This window comes from Camelimonas abortus (genome assembly GCF_042432745.1).
In the GTDB taxonomy this organism is placed as follows: domain Bacteria; phylum Pseudomonadota; class Alphaproteobacteria; order Rhizobiales; family Beijerinckiaceae; genus Camelimonas; species Camelimonas abortus.
Window position 1 is genome coordinate 401199 of sequence record NZ_JBHLWR010000006.1, and the last position, 26695, is coordinate 427893.

The window sequence follows — 26695 nt, forward strand, 5'->3', positions numbered from 1 at the left end:
GTCAAAGCTCTCCGTCGGGGTTGTGGACCGGGCGGCGGGCGGCGCGCCAGGCCGGGCCGAGATCCTTCAGCTGCGCCTCGATGCATTCCGCTTCGGCGCGGATGACGCCGCCGCCGGAGAAGTCGAGCCGCAGGGCTCCGGAGGGGGCTTCGCCTGGTTCGAAAGAAATTGCCAGAAGATTCAGCGCCGGCGCCTGCAGGTCCACGCCCTTGTGGACGACGCGCGTGACGCGGGTGAAATGCACCGCGCTCAGGCGTCGCTGCGGTCGCAGCCGCGGCGAGGCCCAGTCAAAGCGTCGCACGCACAGCGTCAGCTGGCCGCGCGCCGGCCGCCAGGCGATGTCGGCCGGCTTCAGCACCGCGTCCTGCAGATGGGCGGAGATCACCGCCAGATCCTCGGCGTCGAGGGCGATCAGGCTGAGCGGCGCCCCGGATTCGGTTTTGTTCTTTCGGCGGAACATGGGCGTGTCCGTTGGCGGGCCTTGCGCGGCGCGGGCGCGCCGGCGGCGCGATTGTGCGTCAGGCCCGCCGGCGCGATCAATCCGTGTGCGGCGGGGCGCGTGGTCGCCGCCGGGGCCGGCGCCGTCCGGGATCGCCGCCAATTGTGTCGTACCGCCGGATTTGTCAAATTGGGCGCGCCGCTCCGGTCATGCTCAGGCCTTGCCCGCCACCGGACGCGGTTATCCGGGCAAGGCGGGAGAAACGTATGCCAGTCCGTAAAATTGCGGCGCTGCTGCTGGCGGCCGCGGCGATGGCGGCTCTGACGCCGCTTTCCGCCAGCGCGCAGCCTTATGATCCGGGGCGTCCTCCGCCCCCCCCTGGTTACCGCGCGCCGCCGCCTCCGCCGCCTCCGGGCTTCCGTCCGCCTCCGCCGCCGCCGTACCGGCCTCCGCCGCCTCCGCCGCCTCCGGGCTTCCGTCCGCCGCCGCCGCCTCCGCCTCCGCCGCCGGCCTACATGCGGCCGCCGCGCGGCCCGGTGTGCGTGACCTCGCGCGGCGCCTGCCCGTCGATTCCGCTGCCGGCCGGCGCGCCGTGCCGCTGCGACATCCCCGGCTTCGGCTGGAAGCGCGGCGCCGTCGCCTACTGACGCCGGGGGAGCCGGCGACCGGGCGACGCCCTGAAAACGGAACGAAACGGAAAAAGGCGGGGAGGACCCCGCCTTTTTCATGTCCGCATTTCATGTCCGCAATTCCCGCCGCCACGGTTTGCGGCCAGCAGGCGGCCGCCGCCGCGGCGCGGCGCCTTGCGCGCCGGTCAGTCGCCGGAAATGCGCTGCACCTGGGCGCCGCAGCGGCCGAGCTTGGCCTCCAGCGCCTCGAAGCCGCGGTCCAGATGATAGACGCGGTTGACGGTGGTTTCGCCGTCGGCGGCCAGCGCCGCGATCACCAGCGACACCGAGGCGCGCAGGTCGGTGGCCATCACCGGGGCGCCGGTGAGACGCTCCACGCCGTCGATCCACGCGACGTCGCCGTCGAGGCGGATGCGGGCGCCGAGCCGCGCCAGCTCCTGCACGTGCATGAAGCGGTTCTCGAATATGGTCTCGCGGATGCGGCTGGTGCCGCGCGCCCGGGTGAGCAGCGCCATCAGCTGCGCCTGCAGGTCGGTCGGGAAGCCGGGGAACGGTTCGGTGGTCACGTCCACCGGATTGATGCCGCCGCCGTTGCGGCGCACGCGCACGCCGGCGTTGGTGGCGGTGATTTCGGCGCCGGTCTGCGCCAGCACGTCCAGCGCCGCCTGCAGCAGCTCCGGCCGGGCGCCTTCCAGCAGCACGTCGCCCCCGGTCATGGCCACGGCCATGGCGTAGGTGCCGGTCTCGATCCGGTCCGGCACCACGGAGTGGCTGGCGCCGCCAAGGCTGCCCACGCCCTGCACCACGATGCGCGACTCGCCGGCGCCCTCGATCTTCGCGCCCATGGCGGCGAGGCAGGCGGCGAGATCCGCCACCTCCGGCTCGCGGGCGGCGTTGTCAATGACGGTTTCGCCCTGGGCCAGCACCGCGCCCATCAGCGCGGTGTGGGTGCCGCCCACGGTGACTTTCGGGAAGGTGATGTGGGCGCCGCGCAGGCCGCCGGCGGGGGCCTCGGCCACCACATAGCCGCCCTCGATGGTCACCTTCGCGCCCAGCTTCTCCATGGCCATGATCAGCAGGTCCACCGGGCGCGTGCCGATGGCGCAGCCGCCCGGCAGCGATACCCGGGCGTGGCCCATGCGCGCCACCAGCGGCGCCAGCACCCAGAAGCTGGCGCGCATGCGCGACACCAGCTCATAGGGCGCGGTGGTGTCGATGATCGAGGCGGCGGTGAGGCGGATGGTCTGGCCGGTCTCCTGGGTCTGGCCGGGACGCTTGCCGGCGATGGCCGCGTCCACGCCATGGTTGCCGAGAATGCGCAGCAGCAGCTGCACGTCGGCGAGGCGCGGCACGTTGTGCAGCTCTAGGGGCTCACGGGTCAGGAGGCTGGCGATCATCAGCGGCAGGGCGGCGTTCTTGGCGCCCGAAATGGGGATGACGCCATTGAGCGGCGCGCCGCCCGTGATCCGGATTCGGTCCATTCAGTTGCTCCAGGCGGCAGGCCGCCCTTGTGGTGTCCTGTGCCGTATGTGGTCTTGCGCCGCCCCGCCGGCCGCGCCGCGCCGGGGCGACGATCTCCGGATCACGCCGCGGCCTCTGGCGGCCGGCGCCGCAGGCTGCGCCTGGGCTGCCGCCGCGACCGGCCGCAGGGACGGGCGGGCCCGTCCGCCGGCTTCCCCAGAGGAATACGCCCTGGTCACGCATGCCGCCGGGACAGGCGCGCCAGTTTTTCCGGCTGATTCCCGAATGACGCCGGACTTTGGCAGAGGGCGGTGAGGCAAACAAGCGCAGGAATGCCACACGCCGCCGCCCTTCCGGCCACCCTTCGGGGCGCGCCCGTCAGTCGCGCCGCTCCGGCGCCTCGCGGCGCTGCTCCGGCGGCTGCGCCGCCGCGCCTGCCTCCGGCGCGGGCGCCGCGGTCATGCGTTCGCGGGCCTGGGCCTTGCGCTTGCGCAGGTTGGCGCGAAGCGCCTCGGCAAGGCGCTGTTTCCTGTCGGATGCGTCGCCGCTGCTCACCTTACGTCTCCGCCTGTGTTGCGCGCGTCTGCGCCGGGCGCTTCGCGACGGCCGGCGCAGACGCGCGCATGCATGCCGCCCGCGCGGCGCGCGCGCAAGCGCCCGCCGCGCGGGTTTCAGGACGCGTGCGACGATTGTACGTCACCTGACCGGCCGTTATCTCTGGAATGTTTCCAGAAGTGGTCGCATATTGGGCGGCGACATCCTGTGTCTGCGGCGGCCGCGCGGCCGCCTGCATCGCATGCGGCGCGACCTGCCGGCGCGGCGTCGCGTCCTGACGGCGCGGGAAGGCCCAGGCAGCGCGGAACGGAACCCCGTGATGAATTACGACACATATTTCGAGGACGCCCTGACAGCGCTCAGGAACGAGCGTCGCTACCGGGTGTTTGTGACCATTGAACATGATGTGAAGCGGTTTCCGCGCGCCACGTGGCACGGTCCTGACGGAGCCCGGGAGGTCACCGTCTGGTGCACCAACGACTATCTCGGCATGGGCCGCCACCCGAAGGTGATCGAGGCCATGGCCGCCTGCGCCCGCGACATCGGCGTGGGAGCCGGCGGCACCCGCAACATCGCCGGCACCTCCAAGCCGATCGTCGACCTGGAGGCCTCGCTCGCCGACCTGCACGGCAAGGAGGCGGCGCTGGTGTTCACCTCCGGCTATGTCTCCAATGAAACCGGCATCTCGACCCTGGCGAAACTGCTGCCCGAGCCGCTGCTGATTTCCGACGCCCTCAACCACAATTCGATGATCGAGGGCGTGCGCCGCTCCGGCGCGGAGAAGCGCATCTTCCGTCACAACGATCTCGCCCATCTCGAGGAGATCCTGAAGGCCGCCGGTCCTGACCGCGCCAAGGTCATCATATTCGAGAGCGTCTACTCCATGGACGGCGACGTGGCGCCGATCCACGCCATCTGCGACCTCGCCGAGCGCTACAACGCCATGACCTATATCGACGAGGTGCATGCGGTGGGGCTCTACGGGCCGCGCGGCGCCGGCTACGCCGAGGAAGTGGGCGCCATGCACCGCATCGACGTCATCGAGGCCACGCTGGCCAAGGGCTTCGGCTGCCTCGGCGGCTATCTCACCGGCAGGGAGACGGTGATCGACGCCATCCGCTCGCACGCGCCGGGCTTCATCTTCACCACGGCGCTGCCGCCGCCGGTGGCCGCCGCCGCCCGCGCCGCCATCGAACATCTCAAGGTGAGCGGCGCCGAGCGGGCCCGGCACCAGGCCCAGGTGGCCAGGACCAAGGCGCGCCTTGAGGCGCTCGGCCTGCCGGTGATGCCCAACAGCACCCACATCGTGCCGCTGATGGTGGGCGACGCCCGTCTCGCCAAGGCCGCCAGCGACCTGCTGATCGAAAAGCACGGCATTTACGTGCAGCCGATCAACTATCCCACCGTGCCGCGCGGCACGGAGCGGCTGCGCATCACGCCCACGCCCTATCACACCGACGAGCTGATCGGGCAGCTGGCCGAGGCGCTGGTCGCCACATGGGCCGAGCTTGGCCTTGCCTTCGGCGAGCGTCGCGCCGCCTGAAGCCCGCGAAAGGGCGCGCGTCCGGCCCCGCGGCGGCCGGACGCGCGCCAGTGCATAACCAGCGCCCGGGGGGCGCGACAAGGTCGCATTCCACAGGCAAACGTCACGAGCCGCTTGCGCCCCGCCGGGGCCTGTGGCATTGGAGCGCCCATCGACGGGCCGCGCCCACACGAAGATGCCTTCGACCAGCGAAGATATCCTCGGACATTCGGGGCGCTTTCCGGCTCAGGCCGCAGTAGCTCAGTGGTAGAGCACACCCTTGGTAAGGGTGAGGTCGGGAGTTCGATCCTCCCCTGCGGCACCATCCCGTCCTGAATTTTTTTTCCTGAACCCTGGCCAGCGCCATCCGGCGGCGCGTTCACCTGCGTCATGAGCGGGCCGCATGCGCCGGCGGCGTGAACCGCGGGCCGGCGCCTGCCGGAGCCGCCCGTTTGGCCTTATGCAGTGGGATGACGGCGACGGAGCCCGCCGCGCCCGTGCGGCCGGCGCGTCCGCGCCCGGCGCCGCGCGCCCGGAGCGGGCGGCGGCGCGCTGAAGCAGGGCAGGGAACGACAGATGACTCCAGACAGGATGATTGAGGCGAACACGCCGGTGCTCGTGGGCTGCGGCGACGTCACCGACCTGACCACGCCGGCGACCGCCGCGCGCTCGCCGCTCGACCTGATCGCCCAGGCCGGCCGCAAGGCGCTGGACGACGCCGGCGCGCCGGGAATCGGCGGCGTGATCGACGCGGTGGCCATGCTGCGCATGTTCGCCGACGCCGCGCCGCGCTTCAGCACCAGTTTCGGCCGTTCGACCAATCCGCCGAAGAGCGTGGCCCGGCGTCTGGGCCTCAATCCCGCCCGCTGCATCTACACCTGGAACGGCGGCAACATGCCGCAGTACCTGGTCAACATGTTCGCCGAGCAGATCGCGGCCGGCGAGCTGCGCGGCGCGCTCATCGCTGGCGGCGAGGCGCTTCGCACCCAGCACGGCGCCACCCGCAGCGACGTCAGGGCCGACTGGTCCGAGGATCCCGGCGGAGAGCCGGAGGAAATCGGCGATCCGCGGCGCGGCTGGAGCGACTATGAGGAGCGGCACCTCATGCGCGCCGCCATCGCCATGTATCCGCTCATCGAAAACGCCATCCGCGGCGCGCGCGGGCGCGACGTCGACACGCACCTGAAGGAAATGGGCCGCCTGTTCGCCCGTTTCGCCGCCGTGGCGAGGGACAATCCGCTGGCCACCCGCCGCGAGGGCTACACGGCCGAGCAGCTGTCGGCCATCACCCCGGAGAACCGCTGGATCGGCTTTCCCTATCCGCGGCTGATGAACGCCAACGCCTATATCGACCAGGCCGCCGCCCTGGTGATGACCTCGGTGGGCGTGGCGCGCGAACTCGGCGTGCCGGAGAGCAAATGGGTGTTCCTGCACGGCTGCGCCGACGGCCACGACCACTGGTTCCTGTCCGAACGCGCCGTGCTCGCCGGCTCTGCCGCCATCCGCAAGGGGGCGCGCCTCGCCCTCGACATGGCGGGCAGGACCATCGCCGACATGGACTTCATCGACCTCTACAGCTGCTTCCCGTCGGCGGTGGAGATCGCCTGCCAGGAGACGGGCCTCGCCGAGGATGATCCGCGCGGCCTCACCGTCACCGGCGGCCTGCCGTTTTTCGGCGGTCCGGGCAACAGCTATGTGGTGCACTCCATCTCGGAGATGATGCGGCGGGTGCGGTCGAAACCCGGCAGCTTCGGCCTCGTCACCGCCAACGGCAATTACGTCACCAAGCACTCCTTCGGCGTCTATTCCACCACCCCCACCCCCGGGCCGTGGCGGCGCCAGGACCCGGCCGTGCTCCAGCGCGAGCTGGACGCCCTGCCGAAGGCGCCGCTCACCGAGGTCGCCAGCGGTCCGGCGACCATCGAGACCTACGCCATCATGTACGGCAAGACCGAGCCGGACTTCGGCATCGTCATCGGCCGGCTCGACGCCACCGGCGAGCGCTTCCTCGCCAACACCCCGCGCGACGTGGCGCTGCTGAAGGACCTGCAGGCGCGCGAGGGGCTGGGACGGCCCGGCCACGTGCGCCATGAGGACGGCCGCAACATCTTCACCCCGGCCTGACCCCGTCCGCGGCGGGACGGCCAGCGGGCGCCGCTCCGCCGCGGCCAGGCGGCGCAACCGTGATGGAACGGCGGCTGCGCCGGCGCCGTTACATGAACGGCGCCCGCGCCTGCCGGAGCGCGGCGCGCCCGTCGCCGTCGCGGGCGACGCCGGCGCGCTCCGCGCCGGCCGCTCCGGACCCCGCCCCCTGCGGACGCGCGGCCGGCTGCGGTCAGGCGCGGAACGCGCCTCACGCCGGCTGCGGCCGGCGCGTCCCTGCGCGGCCCCATTCCCGGCAGGGAGGCTCGATCATGAGGCCGTTGCTCTGTGCTTTCTTCATGCTGGCCGCTTTCGGCGCCGGCGCGGCGCCGGCCGCTCCGGCCGCTCCGGCGACGGCGGCGCCGCCCGCGCCGCTGCTGCAGCCGGCCGGCTTCGTCTGCGGCCTGTACGGCTGCTACTACCGCCGGCCGCCGCGTCACCGCGACTGGCGCATGCAGCGGCGCGGCGGACGCCGCCACATGTTGCGCCGCGACCCGCCGCCAGGCGCCCATGGCGCGCCGCCGGGCCACGGGCGCCATTATCACAATAACTGAGTATCGCGGCGGACCGGTCAGGCGGCGCGCGTGATGCTGCGCCATGGCGCGATCTTTCTCCCCGGCGCCGCCTTGCTGCGCGGCGGCAGGGGCCGCGCGGCGCTCGCCGGCGCCAGGTCCGGCCTGCGCGCCGGACCCAGGGCCGCCGCCCGGGCGCCCGGGCGGCGCGCAACATCCATGTGGCCAACAGGACCATCGACATCATCGACGCCGGCGTGGACGCCGCCTGGGCGCGCGCATCCGCGAGCATGGCGGCCAGGCGGCCATCGACAGCCCGAAAGGAAGACGCGCCGGCGCGGCCGGAATCGGTTGCGAACGCCTGCCGGGCGCTCTATCAGCAGCCAGGAGACGCCTGGACCCACGGGCTGGGCCTGCGTCCGCGGACGGCGCCGTGGCGAGCGGCGCCGCGCGGGCGCGCGGCCGGCGCACGGCGGCGGCGTCACAATAACATCTGAACAAGGGCCGGGCGCGGGCGGGTCCTGTCGCGGCGGCTGATTGTGGGAAGGAAGTAAACACCAATGAAGACGCGCATTACCGAGCTGTTCGGCATCAAATATCCGATCGTCCAGGGCGGCATGCACTATGTGGGCCTCGCCGAGCTGGCCGCGGCCGTCTCCAACGCCGGCGGTCTCGGCATCATCACCGCGCTGACCCAGCCGACGCCGGACCATCTGGCCCGCGAAATCGAGAAGGCGCAGAAGCTCACCGACAAGCCGCTGGGCGTGAACCTGACCTTCCTGCCGGTCGTCAACCAGCCCGACTATCCCGGTTACGTAAAGACCATCATCGACAGCGGCATCCGCATCGTGGAGACCGCCGGCAACAACCCCGGCAAGTGGGTGGAGATGCTCAAGGCCGGCGGCGTCAAGGTGATCCACAAGTGCACCACCATCCGCCATTCGCTGAAGGCGCAGAGCCTCGGCGTGGACGCGCTCTCGGTGGACGGCTTCGAGTGCGGCGGTCACCCGGGGGAGGACGACATCCCGAATTTCATCCTGCTGGCCCGCGCCCAGGAGGAGCTGAAGGTGCCGTTCATCGCCTCCGGCGGCATGGCCGACGGCCGCAGCCTGGTGGCCGCCATGGCCCTTGGCGCCGACGGCGTGAACATGGGCACCCGCTTCATCGCCACCAGGGAAGCGCCGGTGCATGAGAACGTGAAGAAGGCGATCCTCGCCGCCTCCGAAACCGACACCCGCCTCATCATGCGCCCGCTGCGCAACACCGAGCGCGTGCTGCGCAACGCCGCCGTGGACCGCCTGCTCGAGAAGGAAAAGGCGCTGGGCGCGAACATCCGCTTTGAGGACATCGCTGCGGAAGTGGCCGGCGTCTACCCGCGCATCATGAAGGACGGCGACATGGACGCCGGCGCGTGGAGCTGCGGCATGGTCGCGGGCCTGATCCACGACATCCCGACCGTGCAGGAGCTGATCGACCGGATCATCTCCCAGGCAAGGGACATCATCAAGGGCCGCCTCACGGCCTTCGCCGACAGCTGAGCCGCGCCGCGCGGGCGACGCAGACGGAACGGCCGGGGTTTCCCGGCCGTTTTCTCTTTTTCTCTTGACGTGACGCGCGGCCGGCGCAGGAACCGGACAGGGAAGGGGCCGCCGCCGCTCAGGCGGTGGCGTCGTTGCGCAGGCGCAGGATCAGCCGCTGCAGCGCCTCGCGAATGGCCGCCTGGCCGGGCGCTTCGGGATCGAGCAGGTCGATGGCGGAGAGCAGGATGCCGCGCCACTGCTGCTCGCTGATGGGGCCGCCGGCGGCCTCCCGCTCGCGGCGGAAGGCCTCGAGCTCCAGCTGCAGGCGCCCGTCGCCGGCCGGGTCATCGGCCGGGGCGGCGGCGAGGCGTTCCAGCAGTCGGTTGACGGTCGCAGCGGGCATGACGGCTCCCGTTTCACGCAGGCGCGGCGGTTCTGGTCCAAGCGGTCGCGGGCTCCGGACGGGCGCGCGACGCAGGCGCCAGCCTATCCGGCATTCGCCGGCGCCGCGACAGAATTTTCATTGCAGGCAGGGCGCGTCAACCGCGGCGACTTCAATCTTACGTCGCGGCAGCCGGCAGGCGCGCCTGGTTTCGCGCGGGTGAGTCGCCGTTGCGGCGTCCGGGCGGCGCGGTTCTCCGGCGCGGGCGGGCGTCACGGCCCGCGGGGGCGGCATGCGGCGCATTAACGCAGTTTTGATCGGACGGGCGTCTGCAGGCGGACCAGGCGGCGGGGCGACGCATACTGGCGGCGGGGCGGCGAAAACTGGTTACATTTACATCTGTATTCAGGAAAGTGGGGCGAAGTCTGTATAAGCCTATGAAATTTATAATGAAAGCTCTTGGCCGGCGGGCGGCGGCGGGGAAACCGGCGGCTTGCGCCGGGGTGGATATGGCGACTTCGCTGCTCCCGCGATTACGGATCACGCAAAGCGAAACTCCTGCCTGATCAGTTGATATACGGGGCCTCAATGGTCCAGACTTAACTGAAAAAGTGAAACGAAGTTATTGTATTCTTGCGTTATGGCGCCATATACGGACGAACATCCGGCGGGCGCAGACGGCCCGTGGCGAAACCTGCAGGTCACGCAGCGGAGCAATGGCGTTTCCCTGAATGACCGGGGGACATGACCGCCGGGCGCGGCGGCCATGACGTTTCCCCTTGGTAAAAACAGGCAGGCGGCGCCGGGTCGGGGCGAGATTCCGTCCCGGGGCAGGCGTGCGGACCTGTTGTTTGTATTCAGCGTTCGGTCGATTGCTGTGACAAATATTTCGTGTTTCGGAATTAACTATTGCAATCTGCTGCGGGCTGGTTAACGTTCTGCTTGATACGAGGGATGATTCAATGGTTGATTCCACCCAGACGCCCAATCTCATCGAGTTGACCGCAGACATCGTTGCGGCCTACGTCGCCAACAACCAGCTGGACGGCGTTCAGCTGGGCGATCTGATCGCTTCGGTGCATGCTTCGCTCACGAAGCTCGCCACTGGCGCGAACGAGCCGGAGGCCGAGCCGCAGCAGCCGGCCGTGCCGATCAAGCGTTCCGTGACTCCGGACTACATCATCTGTCTGGAGGACGGAAAGAAGTTCAAGTCGCTCAAGCGGCACCTGCGCACGTCGTACAACATGACGCCGGAGCAGTACCGGGCGAAGTGGGGGCTGCCGTCGGATTACCCGATGGTCGCGCCCAATTACGCTGCGTCGCGCTCTGCCCTGGCCAAGTCCATGGGGATCGGCCAGCAGCGCCGCCGCCGGGCTGGCGGCGACGCTGGCGCGGCTGCCCCGTCTTCCAGCCGTTCCGCCGCCAAGACCGCCGCGACCAGCACCCGCAAGCGCGGGCCGGCGAAGGGCGACGAAGCATAAGCGACGGAACGGCGGGCCGGAGTGGCGCCGTCATGGCCGTGCGTCTGTCCGCCGGCCGCTGTCCACGGCCCCTGACGGGCCTGGACGCCCTGTCCCGGGACAAGTCCGCGCCGCCGGCGCGGGCGTCTTGCCGGCGGAGTCGCCGCTCCCCCCATGGAGCGGGCTCCGCCGTCTGTTTTGGGGGCGTCCGTCCTGCCGGCGCGGCCCGCGCCTGCGGTGCAGTTCGCAGTCTCTCCCTGTCTTCCGGCTTTCAGTGCGTTCCCGCCGGGGCGCGCCTGGCGGCGACGCGCCGCTGCGCCGCCGTCGCCGGCCGTCGCCGTCTTTACCCTTTCCCGCCAGCGTAACGCCTCCTGGCGGCCGCATGACCCGCCGGTCGCGGCCTGTGGTCGCGGTTCCGCGTCGCGCCATGTTCTGGCCATCTGCGGCGGTATTCCCGGCCCCCCCCGCGCGCGTGGCCGCATGTCCGGGGGGCTGCCGGACCTGGAATAAGGTCTGTGGTGCGGCAGGGGCGAAAAGCTCGTATCCTTCGTCACGATCGTGTAAGGAGGTCTGATATAATTACAAGGATTGACGTGGAAAATCATTCTGTGTGTCTTGACGGTTTGGGTTCTTTCTGAATATTTATTGTTATACATTATAACAATCTATGAGAAAGATTTTATTTTGTCATAGAGTTGTTATATTTTTTTCATACATACTACTATGAGAGTGTTTGCCGGGGCGATTGGGGGCACTGGTGGTGCGTGGTGGTTTTCCTTGTAACCAGTGATTCCGTTACAGATGGGTGCGCCGACGACAGGCTGAAGCTGTGCGGCGAGATGTTGGTGAAGCTGGCGTCGTGCCAGTCAGGGTTGCTGATGGTGGTCGACTCCGGCGGCAAGGTGCTGGACTCCCTGCGGGTTGGCCACGCCGCGGCTGGCCACGCGCGGGACGGGACGGAGCCGGCGCTGCTGGCCCGTCACGCTCCGCAGGGCGACTGCGTGTTCCGCTCGCTGACGCCGTGCCATACCCTGGTCCAGAAATGTCTTGGCGACGCGCCGCCGCCCCTGGTGCACAGCGTGGTCGGCCGGGTGCGCTGCCCCCAGGGTCTTGATCTGGTGATGGTCGCCGGCTGGCGCGCCGAGGCGCTCGGCGAAGACGAGGCGGAGATGCTCGCCCGCGCCGGCGATACGCTGCGGGACACCTTCTCGGGGGCTTTCGCGTCCCCCGCATGTGCGGACAGTCCGGCGCCGCAGGCCGGATTCGACCTGTTCAATTCGGTGGTGTCGCCGGTGTTCCGCGTCGACGAGCGCATGGGCGTCGTCTCCATGAACGACGCCGCCCGCCGGGAAATCGCGGACGGAACCGTGCTGCGCGAGGTCGGCGGCCGGCTGGTCAGCGTCTCCGGCTGCGGCCATGAGGAGCTGCGCAACGCCGTGCGCCGCGCCCTGCGCGACGTCGCCTCCGAAGGGCGGCGCACGTCCATCGTGCCGCTGGCCACCGACGTCGGCCTGCCGCGCTTCGCCATCATCGCCCCCTGTCCGGTGCAGGAGGCGCCGTCCACGGCGGTCATCGTGCTGCCGGCGGTGGACGGCGACGAGGGCGCGCGGCGTCTGGCCTCGCTCTACGGCCTCACCCAGGCGGAGCAGAAGGTGGTGCGTCTGGTGCTCACCGGCGTCACGCCCGTGAACATCGCCGCGCGCCTCAACCTCACCGAGGCGACGGTGCGCACCTATCTGAAGCGCATCATGCTCAAGCTGGGCATCAACCGGCGCTCGGAGTTCTTCCTGCTCTACATTCTCACCATGTCGCCGTTCCGGCTGACGCCGGAGCCGGACGCGCGCCATGAGGCGGATCTCGGCGGCCTGCGCCGCGCCGAAGGCTGAGCAGGACGGCTGTCAGACGCCGCGTGCGGCCCGGCGCCTTCCGGCGGCGGGCCGTTTTTCGTGCGCGGCCGCGCGGGGCGGGGATGCGCGGCGCGCCGGCGGTTCACAGGGATTGCGGGCATGAAAAAAGCGGCCTGCGGCCGCCGCTCTCCCCGGGTGCGGAAGAATGGGGAGTGGTACAGCTGCCCCGGCTCGAACGGGGGACCTCTAGATCCACAATCTAGCGCTCTAACCAACTGAGCTACAGCTGCATCGTTGCGCGGAACCTATGGCGACAGTCGCGGAATGGCAAGACCCTTCGCGTCGCGCCGGCGCAGTTATTCAGCGGGTTCTTTTGCGACATCACGCCTCACGCGCAGTCGCCGGCCGCGGCGGCCCTCCCGTCGTGGCGGCCCGCGCCGCGGCGCGGGCGAAAAATGGCGGCGTCACAGCGCCCTGGCCGGGCGCGGTTGGGCGGCGGCCCAGGCCCGGCGGCCGTCGCCGCCGTTTCGCCGGGCGCGCCGCCGCAGACGCATTGTCCACAAGCCAGGCCGCGACGCCCCGTTAACCGTGTGCGCCGCTCGCCTGCCGGCGCGCGCTAGGTCTCCGGAAATGTCTGTTATGATTGTCAGGATGACGGGCGCGCGCCGGCCGCCGCCGCGCGGCGCCCACGCCAGGGACGTAGTAACGGATGATGCATGTGTGAGCCGGCGCCATGGCCGCGCAGCGAGCGCCCGGAGATCCCGTCATGACGGAAGCGTCGCCGCATGACGTCGTCTGCCTGTTCGGGGCGGACGGCGCGCTGGTCTCGGCCACGGCCGCCGGCCGTGCGCTGGCGGCGCGTCTGGACCGGCCGTCGCGGGCGCGGATCGCGGCGCTGGCGGCGGCGGCCGGCGGGGCCGGCTTCCAGCCCTGCGACCTGACGCTGCGCGCCGGCGGCCATCTGTTTCACGCCCGGTGCGGCGCGCAGGCCGGCGGCGGGGTGCGTCTCACCGTGCGCGATCCGCTTCCGCGGGCATGGGTTCCGCCGGCGCGCGGCGCCGCCGGCCCGGCAGAGGCGGGGCCGCTGGCGCAGCTGCGCCGGGCGGCGGGGGGGCGGCCGACGCTGCGATTCGTCTGGCGCGCGGGTCCGGACGGCGTGGTGCGCTCCGTGTCAGCGGCGCTGGCGCGCGTGCTGCCGCCGGAGGCGCTGCCCGTTGGCCGGCGGTGGGGCGACATGGGGGACCATATCGACGCGGCGGCGGCGCTGGACGCCCATGTCATGTCCGCCCGGGCATGGTCGGGACTGGTCGCCGTATGGCGGCTGGGCGACAGCGGCGTCAGCGCGCCGGTGGAGTTCGGCGCCGCGCCCGTGCGTGACGCGCAGGGACGTCCCGACGGCCAGCGCGGTTATGGCCTCATCCGCCTCGACGAGGCGGCGGAGCCGGCGGCGCGCACGCCGACGGCACGCACGGCCCGCGCCGGCGAAACGCCGGACAACGCCGGTGACGTCCCGCGCCAGGCGACGTCGCGGCGCGCCGCGCCGGCGCCGCCGGACGCGCCCGCGCCCCTGCAGGCCGGAGCCTCCGCCCATGACCATGCGCGCCGCGCGCCGGCGCATGAGCCCGGCGCGGTCTCGCCTCCCGCCGCCGGTGAAACCGTCGCGTCGCCTGCCGCCGCTGACGACGTCCCGGCCGGTCGTCCCCTGCCTCCGCCGGACGCCGCCCGTGGGCCGGCCACGGCGCCGCGCCGGCCGCCGCGGCTGAGCGCCGGCGACCGGCAGACGCTGCGCGACATCGCCCGCGCCCTGGGAGCGAAGGTGGAGCCGGAGCCCGGGGGGGATCCGCAGACGGCGGGGGAGGGGCCTCCGCCCGCCCGCCACGCCACGGCCCGGACCGGCCGCAGCAGGGCGCACGCGCCGCGCCCGTCCGCCCATGTCGCGGCCCATGCCGCAACCCATGCCCGCAGCCTGCGGGACCTGGCGGCCGAGATCGCCGCCGAGGCGCACGGGCCGCGCCATGACGGGCAGGGCGCTCCCCATCCTGACGCCGGTCATCCCGACGCGGCCCGTTCTGACGCCGCGCTTCCAGACGGCCCGGAAGGCGAACGCGCTCCGGGCGCGGCCAGGCCGGCCCCATCCGCGCCCGGCAGGGCGGGCGAGGCTCAGGCGGCGCGGGCGATTCCCGCGCCGGCCGCCGCCGCGCCGGTGGTCAACCAGGGCGCGTCAGCGGCGCCCGCGCCGGCGCCGGATCTCGCCGCCGTGCGGGCCGGGGCTGCGGTCGCCGCCGTGCGCCAGATGATGCAGTCCGCGCCGGTGGCCATGCTGGTCAGTCGCGGCGACGCGGTGCTGCACGCCAACCAGGATTTCGTCGCCCTGTCGCGCTATTCCGGCTTCGCCGAGCTGGCCCGCGCCGGCGTGAGCGGCCTGTTTCCGGAGGCAGTCCCGGCGCGCGGCTTCCATGGCCGGGCGGCGCTGCTCGGGGCGCGCGGCGTGCGCACGCCGGTGATACTCGTCTGCCTCAGCGCGCCATGGGATGGCGGCGAGGCGCTGCTCACCTTCGCCACCCGCGATCCGTCCGCCGAGGCCGAGGCCCGCGCCCGCCATCTGGAGTCGGAGGCGGCCAGCCTCAGCGCCCGCGAGGCGGAGCTGCGCGCCATTCTCGACACCGCCACCGACGGCGTGCTGCTGCTGGACGCCCAGGGGCGCATCCTCTCGGTCAACCGCTCCGCCGAGGCGCTGTTCGGCTATGAGCAGAACGAGCTGGTGGGGGAGCCGGTCACCCGCCTGCTGGACGGCGCCAGCCACCAGACCGCCATGGACTATCTGGCGCTGATGCGCGCCGGCGGCCCGGCCAGCCTGCTCAATGACGGCCGGGAGATCGTCGGCCGCGTGCGCCAGGGCGGCGAGTGCCACCTGTTCATGACCCTGGGCCGCACGCCCTCCGCCTCTGGCGAGCGCTTCTGCGCCGTGCTGCGCGACGTCACCGCCTGGAAGAAGACCGAGCACGACCTCATCGAATCACGCGAGCGGGCCGAGGCCGCCAACGCCCAGAAGTCCGATTTTCTCGCCCGCATGAGCCATGAGGTGCGCACGCCGCTGGGGGCGATGATCGGTTTCGCCGAGCTGATGCTGGAAGAGCGGCTGGGGCCGATCGCCAACCCCCGCTACCGCGAATACATCCGCGACATTCACGAGTCCGGCCAGTACGTCATCAGCCTCGTCAACGACCTGCTGGACCTGGCGCGGATCGAGGCTGGCAGGATGGAGCTGAACTTCGCCAGCATCGATCTCAACGCCGTGCTCTCCTCCTGCGTGGCGCTGATGCAGCCGCAGGCGGCCAAGGCGCGGGTGGTGCTGCGCAGCTCGCTGGACCCCGCGCTGCCGCCGGTGGTGGCGGACGAGCGCTCCATGCGCCAGATCGCCCTCAACATCATCGGCAACGCCCTGAAATTCACCGACGCCGGCGGCCAGGTGATCGTCTCCTCGCTGCGCAACGAGGCCGCAGAGGTGGTGATCCGCGTGCGCGACACCGGCATCGGCATGACGGAGGAGGAGGCGCAGGAGGCGCTCAAGCCGTTCCGGCGCCTCGCGCCCGGCCGCAAGGCGCCCGGCACCGGCCTTGGCCTGCCGCTCACCGCCGCGCTCACCGAGGCCAATCGCGGCCGCCTGCGCATCGCCAGCAAGCCCGGCGAGGGCACGCTGGTGGAGGTGACGCTGCCGGCCGCGCGCGTGCTCGCCGGCTGAAGCGCGCCGCTACCGCCGCGGGACCGGCGCCGGGCGTGACGGCTCCGGACATGACGGCGCCCGCGCGCCGTTTCCGGCCGCGGGCGCCGCAGTTGTCCCGGGGGCATGTTTTCCGGCGCCCCTGGCGCCGCCGGGGCGGCCCGTCCCCCACGCCGGCCGCCAGGCTTATTCGCCGAGCTCGCCCATGTGGTGCTGGCAGTACAGCGCTTCGCCGAGGCGGTTGATCAGGTCCAGCTGGGTCTCGAGGAAGTCGATGTGGCCTTCCTCGTCCGTCATCAGGTCGACGAACAGGTCGCGCGACGGATAGTCCTTCACCTCAAGGCAGTAGGCCGCCGCCTCCTGGTAAAGGGCGCGGGCCTCGCGCTCCGCCGCCAGGTCCGCCTCGATGATCTCGGTGACCGTCTGGCCGATGCGCAGCGGATCCAGCACCTGCATGTTCGGGAAGCCTTCAAGGAACAGGATGCGGTCCGTGAAGCGATCCGCATGATGCATTTCCTCGATCGACTCCTTGCGCCAGAACTGCGCCAGTTTCTTCAGGCCCCAGTTGTCGAGGATCCGGAAGTGCAGCCAGTACTGGTTGATGGCGGTGAGTTCGCTGCGCAGGCCACGGTTGAGATACTCAATGACCTTCGGATCGCCTTGCATCGGAGGGCTCCTTTTTTAGAATGGCTCTAATTTAGGCCGGTCTCCTCCGCCAGGCAAGCGTTTTCCGCCGGCGGCGGGGGAGGGCCTGGCCCAGGCCCGCGCTTCCGGCGGCGAAGCCCGGAACCCGCGGCAGGACCGGGCGCGACCCGCGGCGACGCATGCGACAAGGGTCCGCGCCCCGGGGGGCGCGCGCAATGACCTCGCGCAAATGTCAGCGAAAGCAGGGGGAAAGGGAAGCGCGCGCCGCCGCTGGAAACGGGCGGGGCGGCGCGGCTCCCGGAAAGGCGGCGGCGGGCGGGGCAGGCGCGCCCTGCCGGCGTTACTCGGCGGCGATGCGCGCCGGCAGCGGGGCATTCCCGCTGGCCGGGCGGGCCGGACTGGCGGGGAGCGCGAGGGCAGCCTGGGCCTGGGAAGTCTGGGCGTGGGCGCCCGGAGCCCGGGCGGCGGGGCGCGGCGCCGGCCGGTAACGCTGCGCCTCCGGCACCACGAAGCGCCGGCGCGGCGCGCCGCCGGCCGGCGCGCGCGGCGGGGCCGTGATTTGCGCGGCGATGGCCTGCGCCGCGGTTTCGCCGGGGCATGAGGCGCAGCCGATCTGGCACGCCTTGCCCGCGGTGATGTCTGAAAACATCTGCCGGATCTGGCTGACGCACCGGCCGCAGTTGGGCTTGCAGCCAAGGCACAGATAGACCTGTCCGGGCGAACGCGGGCGCGTTCCGGAATCCCCCGTCAGGGCGTCCCGCACCTGGCTATCGGTCAGCTGGTTGCACGAACAAACGATCATCGCGTTCTTTAGAAAGTTTAAAAAGTGCAGATGTTTCAGTGACTTGCTAATCGCGCGTTCCGTTGTCCGGGTCAAGCGCCATGGGGCGCATGCCCCCTGCGCCCCGCGCGCGGGCGCAGGCGCGACCGGGGGCGGCGCGGGCCGTCACGGCGCGGCGGCGCGGCTATCTGCCGCGCGTCAGCGCCGCCGGGCCGGGGCTGTTCCTGCGGGGGAAACGGGCGTTCCTGAAAGAAAAGGGCGCCCTGCCGGGCGCCCACAGTGGGCGGCGTGGCGGCCAGGCCTGTCCGCCGCCGCGCGTCCGGCCGGCGCCTCAGGCCTCCGGGCCGGGATTGGCCGGCGTCCTGCGGTCGGCGCCTTCCTCCGGCGGCTCCACCGTATAGCGGTGCTCGCGCGGCGCGCGCGTCACCGACGAGGGGTCGCTGGCCGGGAAGCTTTCTTCGATCGATTCGTCCAGCTGCGCCTCCTCATGGGCGCGCTCCCTGCGGGCGCGCTCCTTCTCCGGGAGGTGATCCTGCGGCCGCCTACGGCCTGGCTGGTTGTCGTTCATGATTCGCCTCCTTTCGCGCGTGGCGCGCCGCTGCGGTCCCGGTCCGGGCGCCGTCGCGACATGGAGGCCAACGCCGCTCAGGGACCGCTGGTTCCCGCCGCGCCGTCGCGGTCGATGAGGATGACGTGCAGGGCGCGCGGCCCGTGCGCTCCGAGGAAGATCGTGCGGTCGATGTCGCCGGAGCGCGACGGACCGGTGATCATGTTGATCGTGCGCGGCGGCGCGCCGGCGACCTCGCGCCGCAGCCGCGCCCACACGTCCTCCAGCGACGGAACCAGGTCGGCGCTGTCCAGCACGACGATATGGTTGTCCGGCAGGAAGTTGAGGGTGGTGGGATTGTCCGGCCCGGAGAGCAGGACCAGCGAGCCGGTTTCGATGATGCCCGCGAAGGCGTGGCTGACGCCGGTGAGATCCTGGCCGGCGCTGGGGCCATGGCTCACCTCCAGCGCGGTTTCGCCCCACGGCATGGCGGCGAGGCGCGGGTCCGCGCCCATGCGCGCCGTGGGCGGCAGGTTGCGGGCGCTGAGCCAGCGCGCCGCTTCGGCCGGAACCGCCTCCGGCGCCGGCGCCACGCTGACGCTGGCCTGCGCGGCCTCGGCATAACGGATGAAGGTTTCGACGGCCGCCCGGCCGCTGGCCTGGCCGCGTTGCGGGATGACGCCCCGCGGCGGGCGCGCCAGCCGCGCCAGCGCCTCGGCGCGGCGCGGGGCGTCGTCGGGGCTGACGCCGAGGGACCGGCGGATGCTGGCGAGAATGTCGTCGCGCGCGTCGCTCACTGTCCGCCCTCCCGCCTGTCGCCGGCGCCCGCCGCCGCGCGGCGCGCCTGCCGCCTCGCCCACATGGCCTGGAAGGTTTCGCCTTCCGGCGCCGGAAAATCACGGCTGTCAGTCCAGCCTGTCGCGAACGGCAGGCGCCGGAAGCGGCCGCGCCCGCGCGCCGCAAGCGCCATCAGCGCCGCGCCGGCCCGCGTCGCCTGGCGGTAAAGCCACGGACGGCGGGCGAAGAAGCCCCAGAAGGCCAGGCCCGAGCGCACTGTCGCCGGCGCAAGACGCCGCTCGAACTCGCGCTCGCGCCAGTGGCGCATCAGCTTCGGCAGCGGAATGCGCACCGGGCACACCGCCTCGCAGCGGCCGCAGAAGGTCGAGGCGTTGGGCAGCTGTCCGCCTTTCTCCACGCCGATCAGCGACGGCGTCAGCACCGCGCCCATCGGCCCCGGATAGATCCAGCCATAGGCGTGGCCGCCCACCGCCTGGTACACCGGGCAGTGATTCATGCAGGCGCCGCAGCGGATGCAGCGCAGCATCTCCTGGAACGACGTGCCGAGCATGGCCGAACGGCCGTTGTCCAGCAGCACCACATGATATTCGCCCGGACCGTCCGGATCGCCGTCGCGCCGCGCCCCGGCGGAGAAGGTGACGTACACCGAACTGTCCTGGCCCGTGGCCGAGCGCGCCAGCACCCGCAGCATCTGGGCGCAGTCCTCGAGCGTGGGCGCCAGCTTCTCGATGGAGGCCAGCACGACGTGCGCTTTGGCCAGCGTCTGGGTGAGGTCGCCGTTGCCCTCATTGGTGACGATGACCGAGGCGCCGGTTTCGGCGATGAGGAAATTGGCGCCGGTGACGCCGACGTCCGCGGTGAGGAAGCGCTGGCGCAGCACCTGGCGCGCCTCGTTGAGCAGGTTCACCGGGTCGGAGAGGTCGCGCTCCGGCGGCAGCTGCGTGTGGGCGCGGCGGAAGTCCTGCTCCACCTGGGCGGCGCTGAGGTGAAACGCCGGCGCGATGATGTGCGAGGGCGTCTCGCCGCGCAGCTGGATGATGTATTCGCCAAGATCGGTCTCGACAGGGGTGAAGCCTTCGGCCTCAAGATGGGCGTTCAGGCCGATCTCCTCCGAGATCATCGACTTGCCCTTGGTCACGGTTTTCGCGCCAAGGTCGCGGCAGATGCCGGCGACGATGCGGCGCGCCTCCGCAGCGTCGCGGGCGTAATGCACGTGGCCGCCGGCCGCCTTCACCTGCGCCTCGAACTGCTCGAGGTAGATGTCGAGATGGGCGAGGGTGTGGTTCTTGATGTCCCGGGCGCTGTCGCGCAGCGCCTCGAATTCGGGCAGGGCGGCGGCGGCCTCGGCGCGCTTCGCCGAAAAGCCGCCGCGCATGGTGGCCAGCACCTTCTGCAGCCCGTCGTCCTGCAGGGCGCGGCGGGCGTTGTCGCGGAAGGCGGGGGTGGTCGCGACAGGCGCGTTCATGACCGCGCCTCCGCGCCCGCCGCCGCGGGGGCGGCGTCTCTGGTCCCCGCCGCGGCGGGGGCTCCGGCCCCGGTAGCGGTCTGCGCCGCCGGCGCGCCGACGGGCGGCGCGCCGGTCATGCCGGCCAGCACCTCGGCCACATGGCGGACCTGCACGGCGGCGCCCTGGCGGGAGAGCTTGCCGGCGATGTTCATGAGACAGCCAAGATCGCCGGCCAGCACCATGGGCGCGCCGCTCTCGCGGATCCGCGCCGTCTTCTCGCTGACGATGGCGTCGGAGATCTCGCCATATTTCACCGCGAAGGTTCCGCCGAAGCCGCAGCACACGTCGGCGTCGGCCATTTCGGTGAGGGTGAGCCCCTCCACCGAGGCCAGCAGGCGGCGCGGCTGGTCATGCACCTGCATCTCGCGCAGGCCCGCGCAGGAATCGTGATAGGTCGCCGTTCCCTCAAACCGCGCTTTCACCGCGGTGACGCCCATCACGTCGACGAGGAAGCTGGTCAGCTCCCACGTGCGGTCGGCGAAGGCGCGCGCCTCGCGCTGCAGCTCCGGATCGTCGGGAAACAGCTCCGGATAGTGCCGGCGGGCCATGCCGGCGCAGGAGCCGGAGGGCGCCACCACATAGTCGCAGTGGCGGAAGGCGCGGATCATGGCCAGCGCCAGGTCCGCGGCGGTGCGGCGGTCGCCGGAGTTGAACGCCGGCTGGCCGCAGCAGGTCTGCGGGGGAACCTCCACCACGCACCCGGCGTCCTCCAGCAGCTTCGCCGCGGCGAAGCCCACCGAGGGGCGCATCAGGTCCACGAGACAGGTGACGAGAAGCCCCACGCGCGGGCGCTGCGGGGCCGGCCGGGACGGATGCGACATGGCGACGGCTTTCTGTCTGCGCGGCGCAGGCCGCGCCGCCGCAGCAGATTAACGCCGGCGGCCGTTCCGGCAAACGGCCGCAGCGATCAAATCAGCTGCGGCCGCGTCGCATGCTTTACGTAAGGTAATACAGCCCCCGGCCGGACAGCGCCGGGCGCAGGGCAAAACAGCCGCCGGTCCGGCGGCGCCGTGGGCAGGCGGATATGGCGTGCCGGAACAGGGGCGACGGCGCCTGGGCGGCTGGATCCGGGCTGCGGGCCCGGGCGACTGCACATATGGCGGCCCGGCCGCGCGCCGGCGCCGCTACTGCGCCGGGCGGATTTTTCCGTCGGCGTCGAACTGGCGCAGATAGGCGAGCAGGTTGTCCATCTCGCTTTCCCTTGTGACGCCAAGGAAAATCATGCGCGTGCCGGGCACCTTCGCGCGCGGCGCCTTCAGATAGTCGCGCAGGGTGGCTTCGTCCCAGGTGAGGCCGGAGTTCTTCATGGCGTCGGAGAAGCGGTAGCCGTCCACCGTTCCCGCCTTGCGGCCGATGAGGGCGTTGAGCTGCGGTCCGGCGGTGTGCTTCGCTCCTTCGCCGATCTGGTGGCAGGCGCGGCATTTCATGAACACCCGCGCGCCGGCTTCCGGGTCTCCGGCGTGGGCGGCCGTGGCGAGCGCCGCCGCCGCGCAGGCGGCGAGCACGCCGGCCCAGGGGCGCCGGCGCCGGACGAAGCGGGGAAGGGCGGGGGGGCGAATGGTCATGTCGGCTCCCTGTGCGTCGCGGCCGGCCGGGGGAGGGGCTGCGTCGGCCGCAGGCGCCGGCTGCGCGAGAAGGCGGTCTGCAGGCGGGGATCCTGGCCCGCGCCGGCGGCGGGGTCCACGCTACCCGTCGCCGCATCGCCATACGCGCGGGCGCCGATTTTGCGCGCGGCGGCTCTGGCGCAGCGGCCGCCGCGTTCCCATCTCAGTTCCCGACGTCCCGGGACGGACGGAACGAACTCCAGGAGAAGGAATCGATGGATCCCCACGAACGCGAAGTCATTGACGGCATTTTCAACCGGCTGAAGGACGTCGAAAACGCGCCGCGGGATCCGGAGGCGGAGCGCCATATCGCGGAGCTGGTGGCGCGCCAGCCCTACGCGCCTTACGCCCTCGCCCAGGCCGTCTATGTCCAGGACATGGCGGTGCAGCAGCTCACCCGGCGCAACGAGGAGCTGGAGACGCGCGTGCGCCAGCTGGAGGACGAGCTGCGCCAGGCCCGGGAGCAGCAGCCCACGGCCGCGCCGCAGTCCGGCCAGCCGGGCGGCTTCCTCTCCGGCCTTTTTGGCGGCGGCCGCACCAGCGTGCCCCCGGTGGGCCGCTCCGCTGCGGGCTCCGCCCAGGGCGCGGCCGCGCCGCAGCAGGGTCCGTTCGCCCGCGGTCCCGCGGCGGGCGGCGCGCCCGGCGGCCCGTGGAGCCGCGGGCCGCAGCAGCCGGCCGGCCCGTGGGGCGGCCAGCCGCAGGCCGCGCCGCAGCCGCCTGCTGGCGGCGGCTTCCTGCGCTCGGCGCTGGCCACGGCGGCGGGCGTCGCCGGCGGCGCGCTGCTGTTTGACGCGGTGAAAGGCATGATGGGCGGCTCGTCGGCCGCCTCGGCCACGCCGCTGGCCCAGCCGCAGACCGCCGCCGACGCGGCCAGGGACGCCGGCGCGACCGGCGACGTCCAGCCCGCCGCCAGCGACCAGGGCGACGCGGCCGTGCAGACCGCCGGTCATGCCGATCCCGGTCAGGACGGGTGGAGCAACGACACTGGCGGCTGGGACAACGCCGGCTGGGATGACGGCGGCGCGTGGGACGACGGCGGCGGCTGGGACGGCGGCGACGGCGGCGACTGGGTCTGAGCCGGCCGTTGGCCACCGGCATGCCGGGCGCGCGGACGCGCCCGGCCGTTCGCGGCCGGGCGGGCACCGCTTCAGCCCTCGCCCCGGTCCGCGGTTCCGGGCGTCGCGCGCGCCGCCTCGCGCAGCGCGCGCAGGCCGGCGTAGGCCTGCGCCTGGCCGGTCTCGCCCAGCGCCGCCAGCACCCGGGCCTGGGCCTTGCGCCACAGCGGCGTCGCCTGGGCCAGCGCGGCGCGGCCAGCTTCGGTGAGCGCGTAGCCCACCGCCCGTCCGCCGCCAGGCCGCGGCGCGATCAGCCCGGCCGTCTCCAGCAGCCGCAGGTTGCGGGTGAGGCTGGTGCGCTCCAGCGCCAGCGCCTCCGCCAGGGCGCTGATCGAGCCTGCGGCGCCGCGTTCGAGCGCCGCCAGCAGCGAATACTGCGTCGCCTTCAGCCGGGCGGGCCGCAGCGCCGCGTCATACATGCGGGTGAGGGCGCGCGCCGTCATGCGCGCCTCAAGGCAGGCGCAGCGCTCCTCCGGCCCGGCCGGAGCGCGCGGCTGCGCCGGCGGTTGCGCGGGCTTGCGGCTGGCGCGGGCGTCGCTGCTGGTCATCGGCGGTTTCGCTCCCCGGCTGGCGGCGCGCCCGTACGCGCCGGCGCGCCTGCGGCGGGGGAGCATGGCGCAGGGCGCGCCCGCGGTAAACGCCGCGGCGGCTGCAACGGGCGTCCTCACGGCGACGAAAAATTTGGCGCCGGGCCCGCCGGGGCGTCCCTTGACACCCATCCGGGGCAGTCCTATCTCCGGGCCATCGGTTAGCACTCACCAGCCGACAGTGCTAACGATCCGTTTTCACAATGCGCGTCCTGCGCTCCATCAAGAGGAATGGTCCATGAAGTTCCGTCCGCTGCATGATCGCGTCGTCGTTCGCCGCATCGAGAGCGAGGAGAAGACGAAGGGCGGCATTATCATCCCGGACACCGCCAAGGAGAAGCCCCAGGAGGGCGAGGTCGTGGCCGTTGGACCGGGCGCCCGCGACGAGCAGGGCAAGCTGGTTCCGCTCGACGTGAAGGCTGGCGATCGCGTGCTGTTCGGCAAGTGGTCCGGCACCGAGGTCAAGATCGACGGCGAAGAGCTGCTGATCATGAAGGAGTCGGACATCCTCGGCGTGATCGGCTGACCAGCGGCTGACGCGCGAAACGGGTTTCTGGATTTTTCCCCGACAGTGATTTCAGGGCCGCGCGAGCGCCGGCCAGGGACAGGGGGTCCCGGGCGCGAGACGCCGCCGGACCCGATAACAGGAGCAAGCACACATGGCTGCCAAGGAAGTAAAATTCGGTAGCGAAGCCCGCGACAAGATGCTGCGCGGCGTGGACATCCTCGCCAACGCCGTGAAGGTCACGCTGGGTCCGAAGGGCCGCAACGTCGTGCTGGAGAAGTCCTTCGGCGCTCCGCGCATCACCAAGGACGGCGTGTCGGTCGCCAAGGAGATCGAGCTGGCCGACAAGTTCGAGAACATGGGCGCGCAGATGGTGCGCGAGGTGGCCTCGAAGACCAACGACAAGGCCGGCGACGGCACCACGACCGCTACCGTCCTTGCCCAGGCCATCGTGAAGGAAGGCGCCAAGGCTGTCGCCGCCGGCATGAACCCGATGGACCTGAAGCGCGGCATTGACATGGCCGTCGCCGCGGCCCTGGACGACATCGCCGCCCGCGCCAAGAAGGTTTCCGACTCCTCGGAGATCGCCCAGGTCGGCACCATTTCCGCCAACGGCGACCGCTTCATCGGCGAGGAGATCGCCAAGGCGATGCAGAAGGTCGGCAACGACGGCGTGATCACCGTCGAGGAGGCCAAGACCGCCGAGACCGAGGTCGAGATCGTCGAGGGCATGCAGTTCGACCGCGGCTATCTCTCGCCGTACTTCGTCACCAACGCCGAGAAGATGGTCGCCGACCTCGAGGATCCCTACATCCTGATCCACGAGAAGAAGCTCTCCTCGCTGCAGCCGCTGCTGCCCGTGCTTGAGGCCGTGGTGCAGACCGGCAAGCCGCTGCTGATCATCGCCGAGGACGTCGAGGGCGAGGCCCTGGCCACCCTGGTGGTCAACAAGCTCCGCGGCGGTCTGAAGGTCGCCGCCGTCAAGGCTCCGGGCTTCGGCGACCGTCGCAAGGCCATGCTCGAGGACATCGCCATCCTCACCAACGGCCAGACCATCTCCGAGGATCTCGGCATCAAGCTCGAGAACGTCACCCTCGACATGCTGGGCCGCGCCAAGCGCGTCCGCATCGAGAAGGAGAACACCACGATCATCGACGGCGCCGGCTCGCGCAAGGACATCGAGGCCCGCGTCGCCCAGATCAAGGCCCAGATCGAGGAGACCACCTCCGACTACGACCGTGAGAAGCTCCAGGAGCGTCTGGCCAAGCTCGCTGGCGGCGTCGCGGTGATCCGCGTCGGCGGCTCCACCGAGGTCGAGGTCAAGGAGAAGAAGGACCGCGTCGACGACGCCCTGAACGCCACCCGCGCGGCGGTCGAGGAGGGCATCGTTCCTGGCGGCGGCACCGCCCTGCTGCGCGCCAAGGCCGCGGTCGAGAAGCTCGACTCCGACAACGCCGACATCCGCGCCGGCATCAAGATCGTGGCCCGCGCCCTTGAGGCCCCGATCCGCCAGATCGCCGAGAACGCGGGCGTCGACGGTTCGATCGTCGTCGGCAAGATCCTCGAGAACACCTCGAGCAACACCTTCGGCTTCAACGCCCAGACCGAAGAGTACTGCGACCTGATGCAGGCGGGCATCGTCGACCCGGCCAAGGTCGTCCGCACCGCCCTGAAGGACGCCGCTTCGGTGGCCGGCCTGCTCATCACCACCGAGGCGCTGGTCGCCGACGCTCCGAAGAAGGAGACGGCCCCGGCTCCGGGCGGCATGGGCGGCATGGGCGGCATGGACTTCTGATCCACGCTGCGACCGCAGTCACGGGGGCTCCGGATGTTCCGGAGCCCCTTTTTTGTCGCCCGCCGGCAGGGGCCGGGAGCGCGCAGTTTTTCACCTTCCCGGCGCCGGCCCCGTTTGCCTTCGCGCCGGCGACAGGCTAGACAGACCCTGACCATTATCGCCCGGAGCGCGCGGAAGGCGCGCATGGGCCGGTCCGGGCCCGTGGGGCCGATCCGGCTCCGGTGAGCTCAAGAGGTGCATCATGCAAGACGATATCGACAGCCCGGTCTCGGGCGTGTGGTGGAGCCTGCTTCTCGGCGTCGTCGCCTGCGTCGTCGTCGGCTGGCACATCTTCGGCTGAGTCCCGGCCCGCCCGGCGGCGGCTTCCGCCTGAAAGGGCGGGGCCGTGGTCCGCAGGCGCAAGCATCCGCCATGGCGCCGCGCCTGCGGCGCGAGAAACGCGTCCCGTCCGGGGCGCGTTTTTTCTTTTCCGCCCCGCAGTCGCAGATGATGACAAAAGATTAATGGGAAATGTCACAATCAGTTTTCTAAAGATCATGCGGGCGGCCGGCCGCGGCCGTCGCCGGCCGCGGCGTCGTCCGGCGAGGGCGGGGCCGGAGCGGCGCCTTTCCGGCGCCCGGC

23 protein-coding genes and 2 tRNA genes are annotated in these 26695 nt (G+C 71.7%); 12 read left to right on the plus strand and 13 right to left on the minus strand.

Features of this window, described 5'->3' with window-relative positions; genetic code table 11:
* Nucleotide 1: 1 nt before the first annotated feature.
* Nucleotides 2–460, minus strand: a complete 459-nt coding sequence (locus ACFFJB_RS04190) for a DUF2948 family protein (protein WP_376829759.1) — start codon at nt 458–460, stop codon at nt 2–4.
* Between the two features lie 494 nt (nt 461–954).
* On the opposite strand from ACFFJB_RS04190, the gene ACFFJB_RS04195 reads away from it, so the two are divergent.
* Nucleotides 955–1086, plus strand: a complete 132-nt coding sequence (locus tag ACFFJB_RS04195; RefSeq protein ID WP_376829761.1) for a hypothetical protein — start codon at nt 955–957, stop codon at nt 1084–1086.
* A 167-nt stretch (nt 1087–1253) separates the two neighbouring features.
* Here ACFFJB_RS04195 and murA read toward each other — a convergent pair whose 3' ends face one another.
* Entirely contained in the window at nt 1254–2549 is a 1296-nt protein-coding gene (gene murA / locus ACFFJB_RS04200) for a UDP-N-acetylglucosamine 1-carboxyvinyltransferase (RefSeq protein ID WP_376829763.1), read from the minus strand.
* Between the two features lie 358 nt (nt 2550–2907).
* Nucleotides 2908–3084: a hypothetical protein gene (locus ACFFJB_RS04205; RefSeq protein ID WP_376829765.1), complete on the minus strand. Its 177-nt coding sequence runs from the start codon at nt 3082–3084 to the stop codon at nt 2908–2910.
* Nucleotides 3085–3403: 319 nt separating this feature from the next.
* Between ACFFJB_RS04205 and hemA the strand changes: the two genes are divergently transcribed.
* The 5 genes from hemA to ACFFJB_RS04230 all read left to right on the plus strand — a co-directional run bounded on the left by hemA (nt 3404) and on the right by ACFFJB_RS04230 (nt 8798).
* A complete protein-coding gene (hemA, locus tag ACFFJB_RS04210) occupies nt 3404–4627 on the plus strand; it encodes a 5-aminolevulinate synthase (protein WP_376829767.1) in 1224 nt (407 codons plus the stop codon).
* A 229-nt stretch (nt 4628–4856) separates the two neighbouring features.
* A tRNA-Thr gene (locus ACFFJB_RS04215) sits at nt 4857–4931 on the plus strand.
* A gap of 251 nt (nt 4932–5182) precedes the next feature.
* Nucleotides 5183–6730: an acetyl-CoA acetyltransferase gene (locus ACFFJB_RS04220; protein WP_376829769.1), complete on the plus strand. Its 1548-nt coding sequence runs from the start codon at nt 5183–5185 to the stop codon at nt 6728–6730.
* A gap of 290 nt (nt 6731–7020) precedes the next feature.
* Nucleotides 7021–7302: a hypothetical protein gene (locus ACFFJB_RS04225; RefSeq protein ID WP_376829771.1), complete on the plus strand. Its 282-nt coding sequence runs from the start codon at nt 7021–7023 to the stop codon at nt 7300–7302.
* 518 nt (nt 7303–7820) lie between these two features.
* On the plus strand, nt 7821–8798 hold the full coding sequence (locus tag ACFFJB_RS04230) for an NAD(P)H-dependent flavin oxidoreductase (protein ID WP_376829773.1): 978 nt from the start codon (nt 7821–7823) through the stop codon (nt 8796–8798).
* A gap of 118 nt (nt 8799–8916) precedes the next feature.
* Here ACFFJB_RS04230 and ACFFJB_RS04235 read toward each other — a convergent pair whose 3' ends face one another.
* Nucleotides 8917–9183, minus strand: a complete 267-nt coding sequence (locus ACFFJB_RS04235; protein ID WP_376829775.1) for a hypothetical protein — start codon at nt 9181–9183, stop codon at nt 8917–8919.
* 941 nt (nt 9184–10124) lie between these two features.
* Between ACFFJB_RS04235 and ACFFJB_RS04240 the strand changes: the two genes are divergently transcribed.
* Together ACFFJB_RS04240 and ACFFJB_RS04245 are read left to right on the plus strand one after the other, a co-directional pair.
* On the plus strand, nt 10125–10643 hold the full coding sequence (locus ACFFJB_RS04240) for a Ros/MucR family transcriptional regulator (RefSeq protein WP_376829776.1): 519 nt from the start codon (nt 10125–10127) through the stop codon (nt 10641–10643).
* A 746-nt stretch (nt 10644–11389) separates the two neighbouring features.
* On the plus strand, nt 11390–12508 hold the full coding sequence (locus ACFFJB_RS04245) for a helix-turn-helix transcriptional regulator (protein WP_376829778.1): 1119 nt from the start codon (nt 11390–11392) through the stop codon (nt 12506–12508).
* A 174-nt stretch (nt 12509–12682) separates the two neighbouring features.
* On the opposite strand, the gene ACFFJB_RS04250 is transcribed toward ACFFJB_RS04245, so the two are convergent.
* A tRNA-His gene (locus ACFFJB_RS04250) sits at nt 12683–12759 on the minus strand.
* A gap of 476 nt (nt 12760–13235) precedes the next feature.
* On the opposite strand from ACFFJB_RS04250, the gene ACFFJB_RS04255 reads away from it, so the two are divergent.
* Nucleotides 13236–16211: an ATP-binding protein gene (locus tag ACFFJB_RS04255; protein WP_376829780.1), complete on the plus strand. Its 2976-nt coding sequence runs from the start codon at nt 13236–13238 to the stop codon at nt 16209–16211.
* Nucleotides 16212–16376: 165 nt separating this feature from the next.
* On the opposite strand, the gene bfr is transcribed toward ACFFJB_RS04255, so the two are convergent.
* The 7 genes from bfr to ACFFJB_RS04290 form a co-directional block, all read right to left on the minus strand.
* Nucleotides 16377–16856: a bacterioferritin gene (bfr, locus tag ACFFJB_RS04260; protein ID WP_376829782.1), complete on the minus strand. Its 480-nt coding sequence runs from the start codon at nt 16854–16856 to the stop codon at nt 16377–16379.
* Nucleotides 16857–17175: 319 nt separating this feature from the next.
* Entirely contained in the window at nt 17176–17637 is a 462-nt protein-coding gene (locus ACFFJB_RS04265) for a (2Fe-2S)-binding protein (protein ID WP_376829784.1), read from the minus strand.
* Nucleotides 17638–17947: 310 nt separating this feature from the next.
* Complete coding sequence (locus tag ACFFJB_RS04270; RefSeq protein WP_376829786.1) at nt 17948–18184, minus strand: hypothetical protein; 237 nt, start codon at nt 18182–18184, stop codon at nt 17948–17950.
* A 77-nt stretch (nt 18185–18261) separates the two neighbouring features.
* Nucleotides 18262–18960 (minus strand): LutC/YkgG family protein, encoded by a 699-nt coding sequence (locus tag ACFFJB_RS04275; protein ID WP_376829788.1) that lies wholly within the window; start codon nt 18958–18960, stop codon nt 18262–18264.
* A complete protein-coding gene (locus ACFFJB_RS04280) occupies nt 18957–20426 on the minus strand; it encodes a lactate utilization protein B (protein WP_376829790.1) in 1470 nt (489 codons plus the stop codon). Before ACFFJB_RS04280 ends, ACFFJB_RS04275 begins: the two co-directional genes overlap by 4 nt.
* Nucleotides 20423–21289, minus strand: coding sequence for a (Fe-S)-binding protein (locus tag ACFFJB_RS04285; protein WP_376829792.1), 867 nt, complete (start codon nt 21287–21289; stop codon nt 20423–20425). Before ACFFJB_RS04285 ends, ACFFJB_RS04280 begins: the two co-directional genes overlap by 4 nt.
* Nucleotides 21290–21592: 303 nt before the next feature.
* The gene (locus tag ACFFJB_RS04290; protein WP_376829794.1) at nt 21593–22033 is read right to left on the minus strand and encodes a c-type cytochrome; all 441 of its coding nucleotides are present in this window, start codon (nt 22031–22033) and stop codon (nt 21593–21595) included.
* Nucleotides 22034–22287: 254 nt separating this feature from the next.
* On the opposite strand from ACFFJB_RS04290, the gene ACFFJB_RS04295 reads away from it, so the two are divergent.
* Entirely contained in the window at nt 22288–23148 is an 861-nt protein-coding gene (locus ACFFJB_RS04295; RefSeq protein WP_376829796.1) for a DUF2076 domain-containing protein, read from the plus strand.
* A 71-nt stretch (nt 23149–23219) separates the two neighbouring features.
* On the opposite strand, the gene ACFFJB_RS04300 is transcribed toward ACFFJB_RS04295, so the two are convergent.
* Complete coding sequence (locus ACFFJB_RS04300) at nt 23220–23735, minus strand: MarR family winged helix-turn-helix transcriptional regulator (protein ID WP_376829798.1); 516 nt, start codon at nt 23733–23735, stop codon at nt 23220–23222.
* Nucleotides 23736–24012: 277 nt separating this feature from the next.
* Between ACFFJB_RS04300 and groES the strand changes: the two genes are divergently transcribed.
* Both groES and groL read left to right on the plus strand, forming a co-directional pair.
* Nucleotides 24013–24300 carry a co-chaperone GroES gene (gene groES, locus ACFFJB_RS04305; protein WP_376829800.1) on the plus strand — a complete coding sequence of 96 codons (288 nt, stop codon included), beginning with the start codon at nt 24013–24015 and terminating at the stop codon, nt 24298–24300.
* Nucleotides 24301–24433: 133 nt separating this feature from the next.
* Nucleotides 24434–26074 carry a chaperonin GroEL gene (gene groL / locus ACFFJB_RS04310; RefSeq protein WP_376829802.1) on the plus strand — a complete coding sequence of 547 codons (1641 nt, stop codon included), beginning with the start codon at nt 24434–24436 and terminating at the stop codon, nt 26072–26074.
* Nucleotides 26075–26695 lie beyond the last annotated feature (621 nt).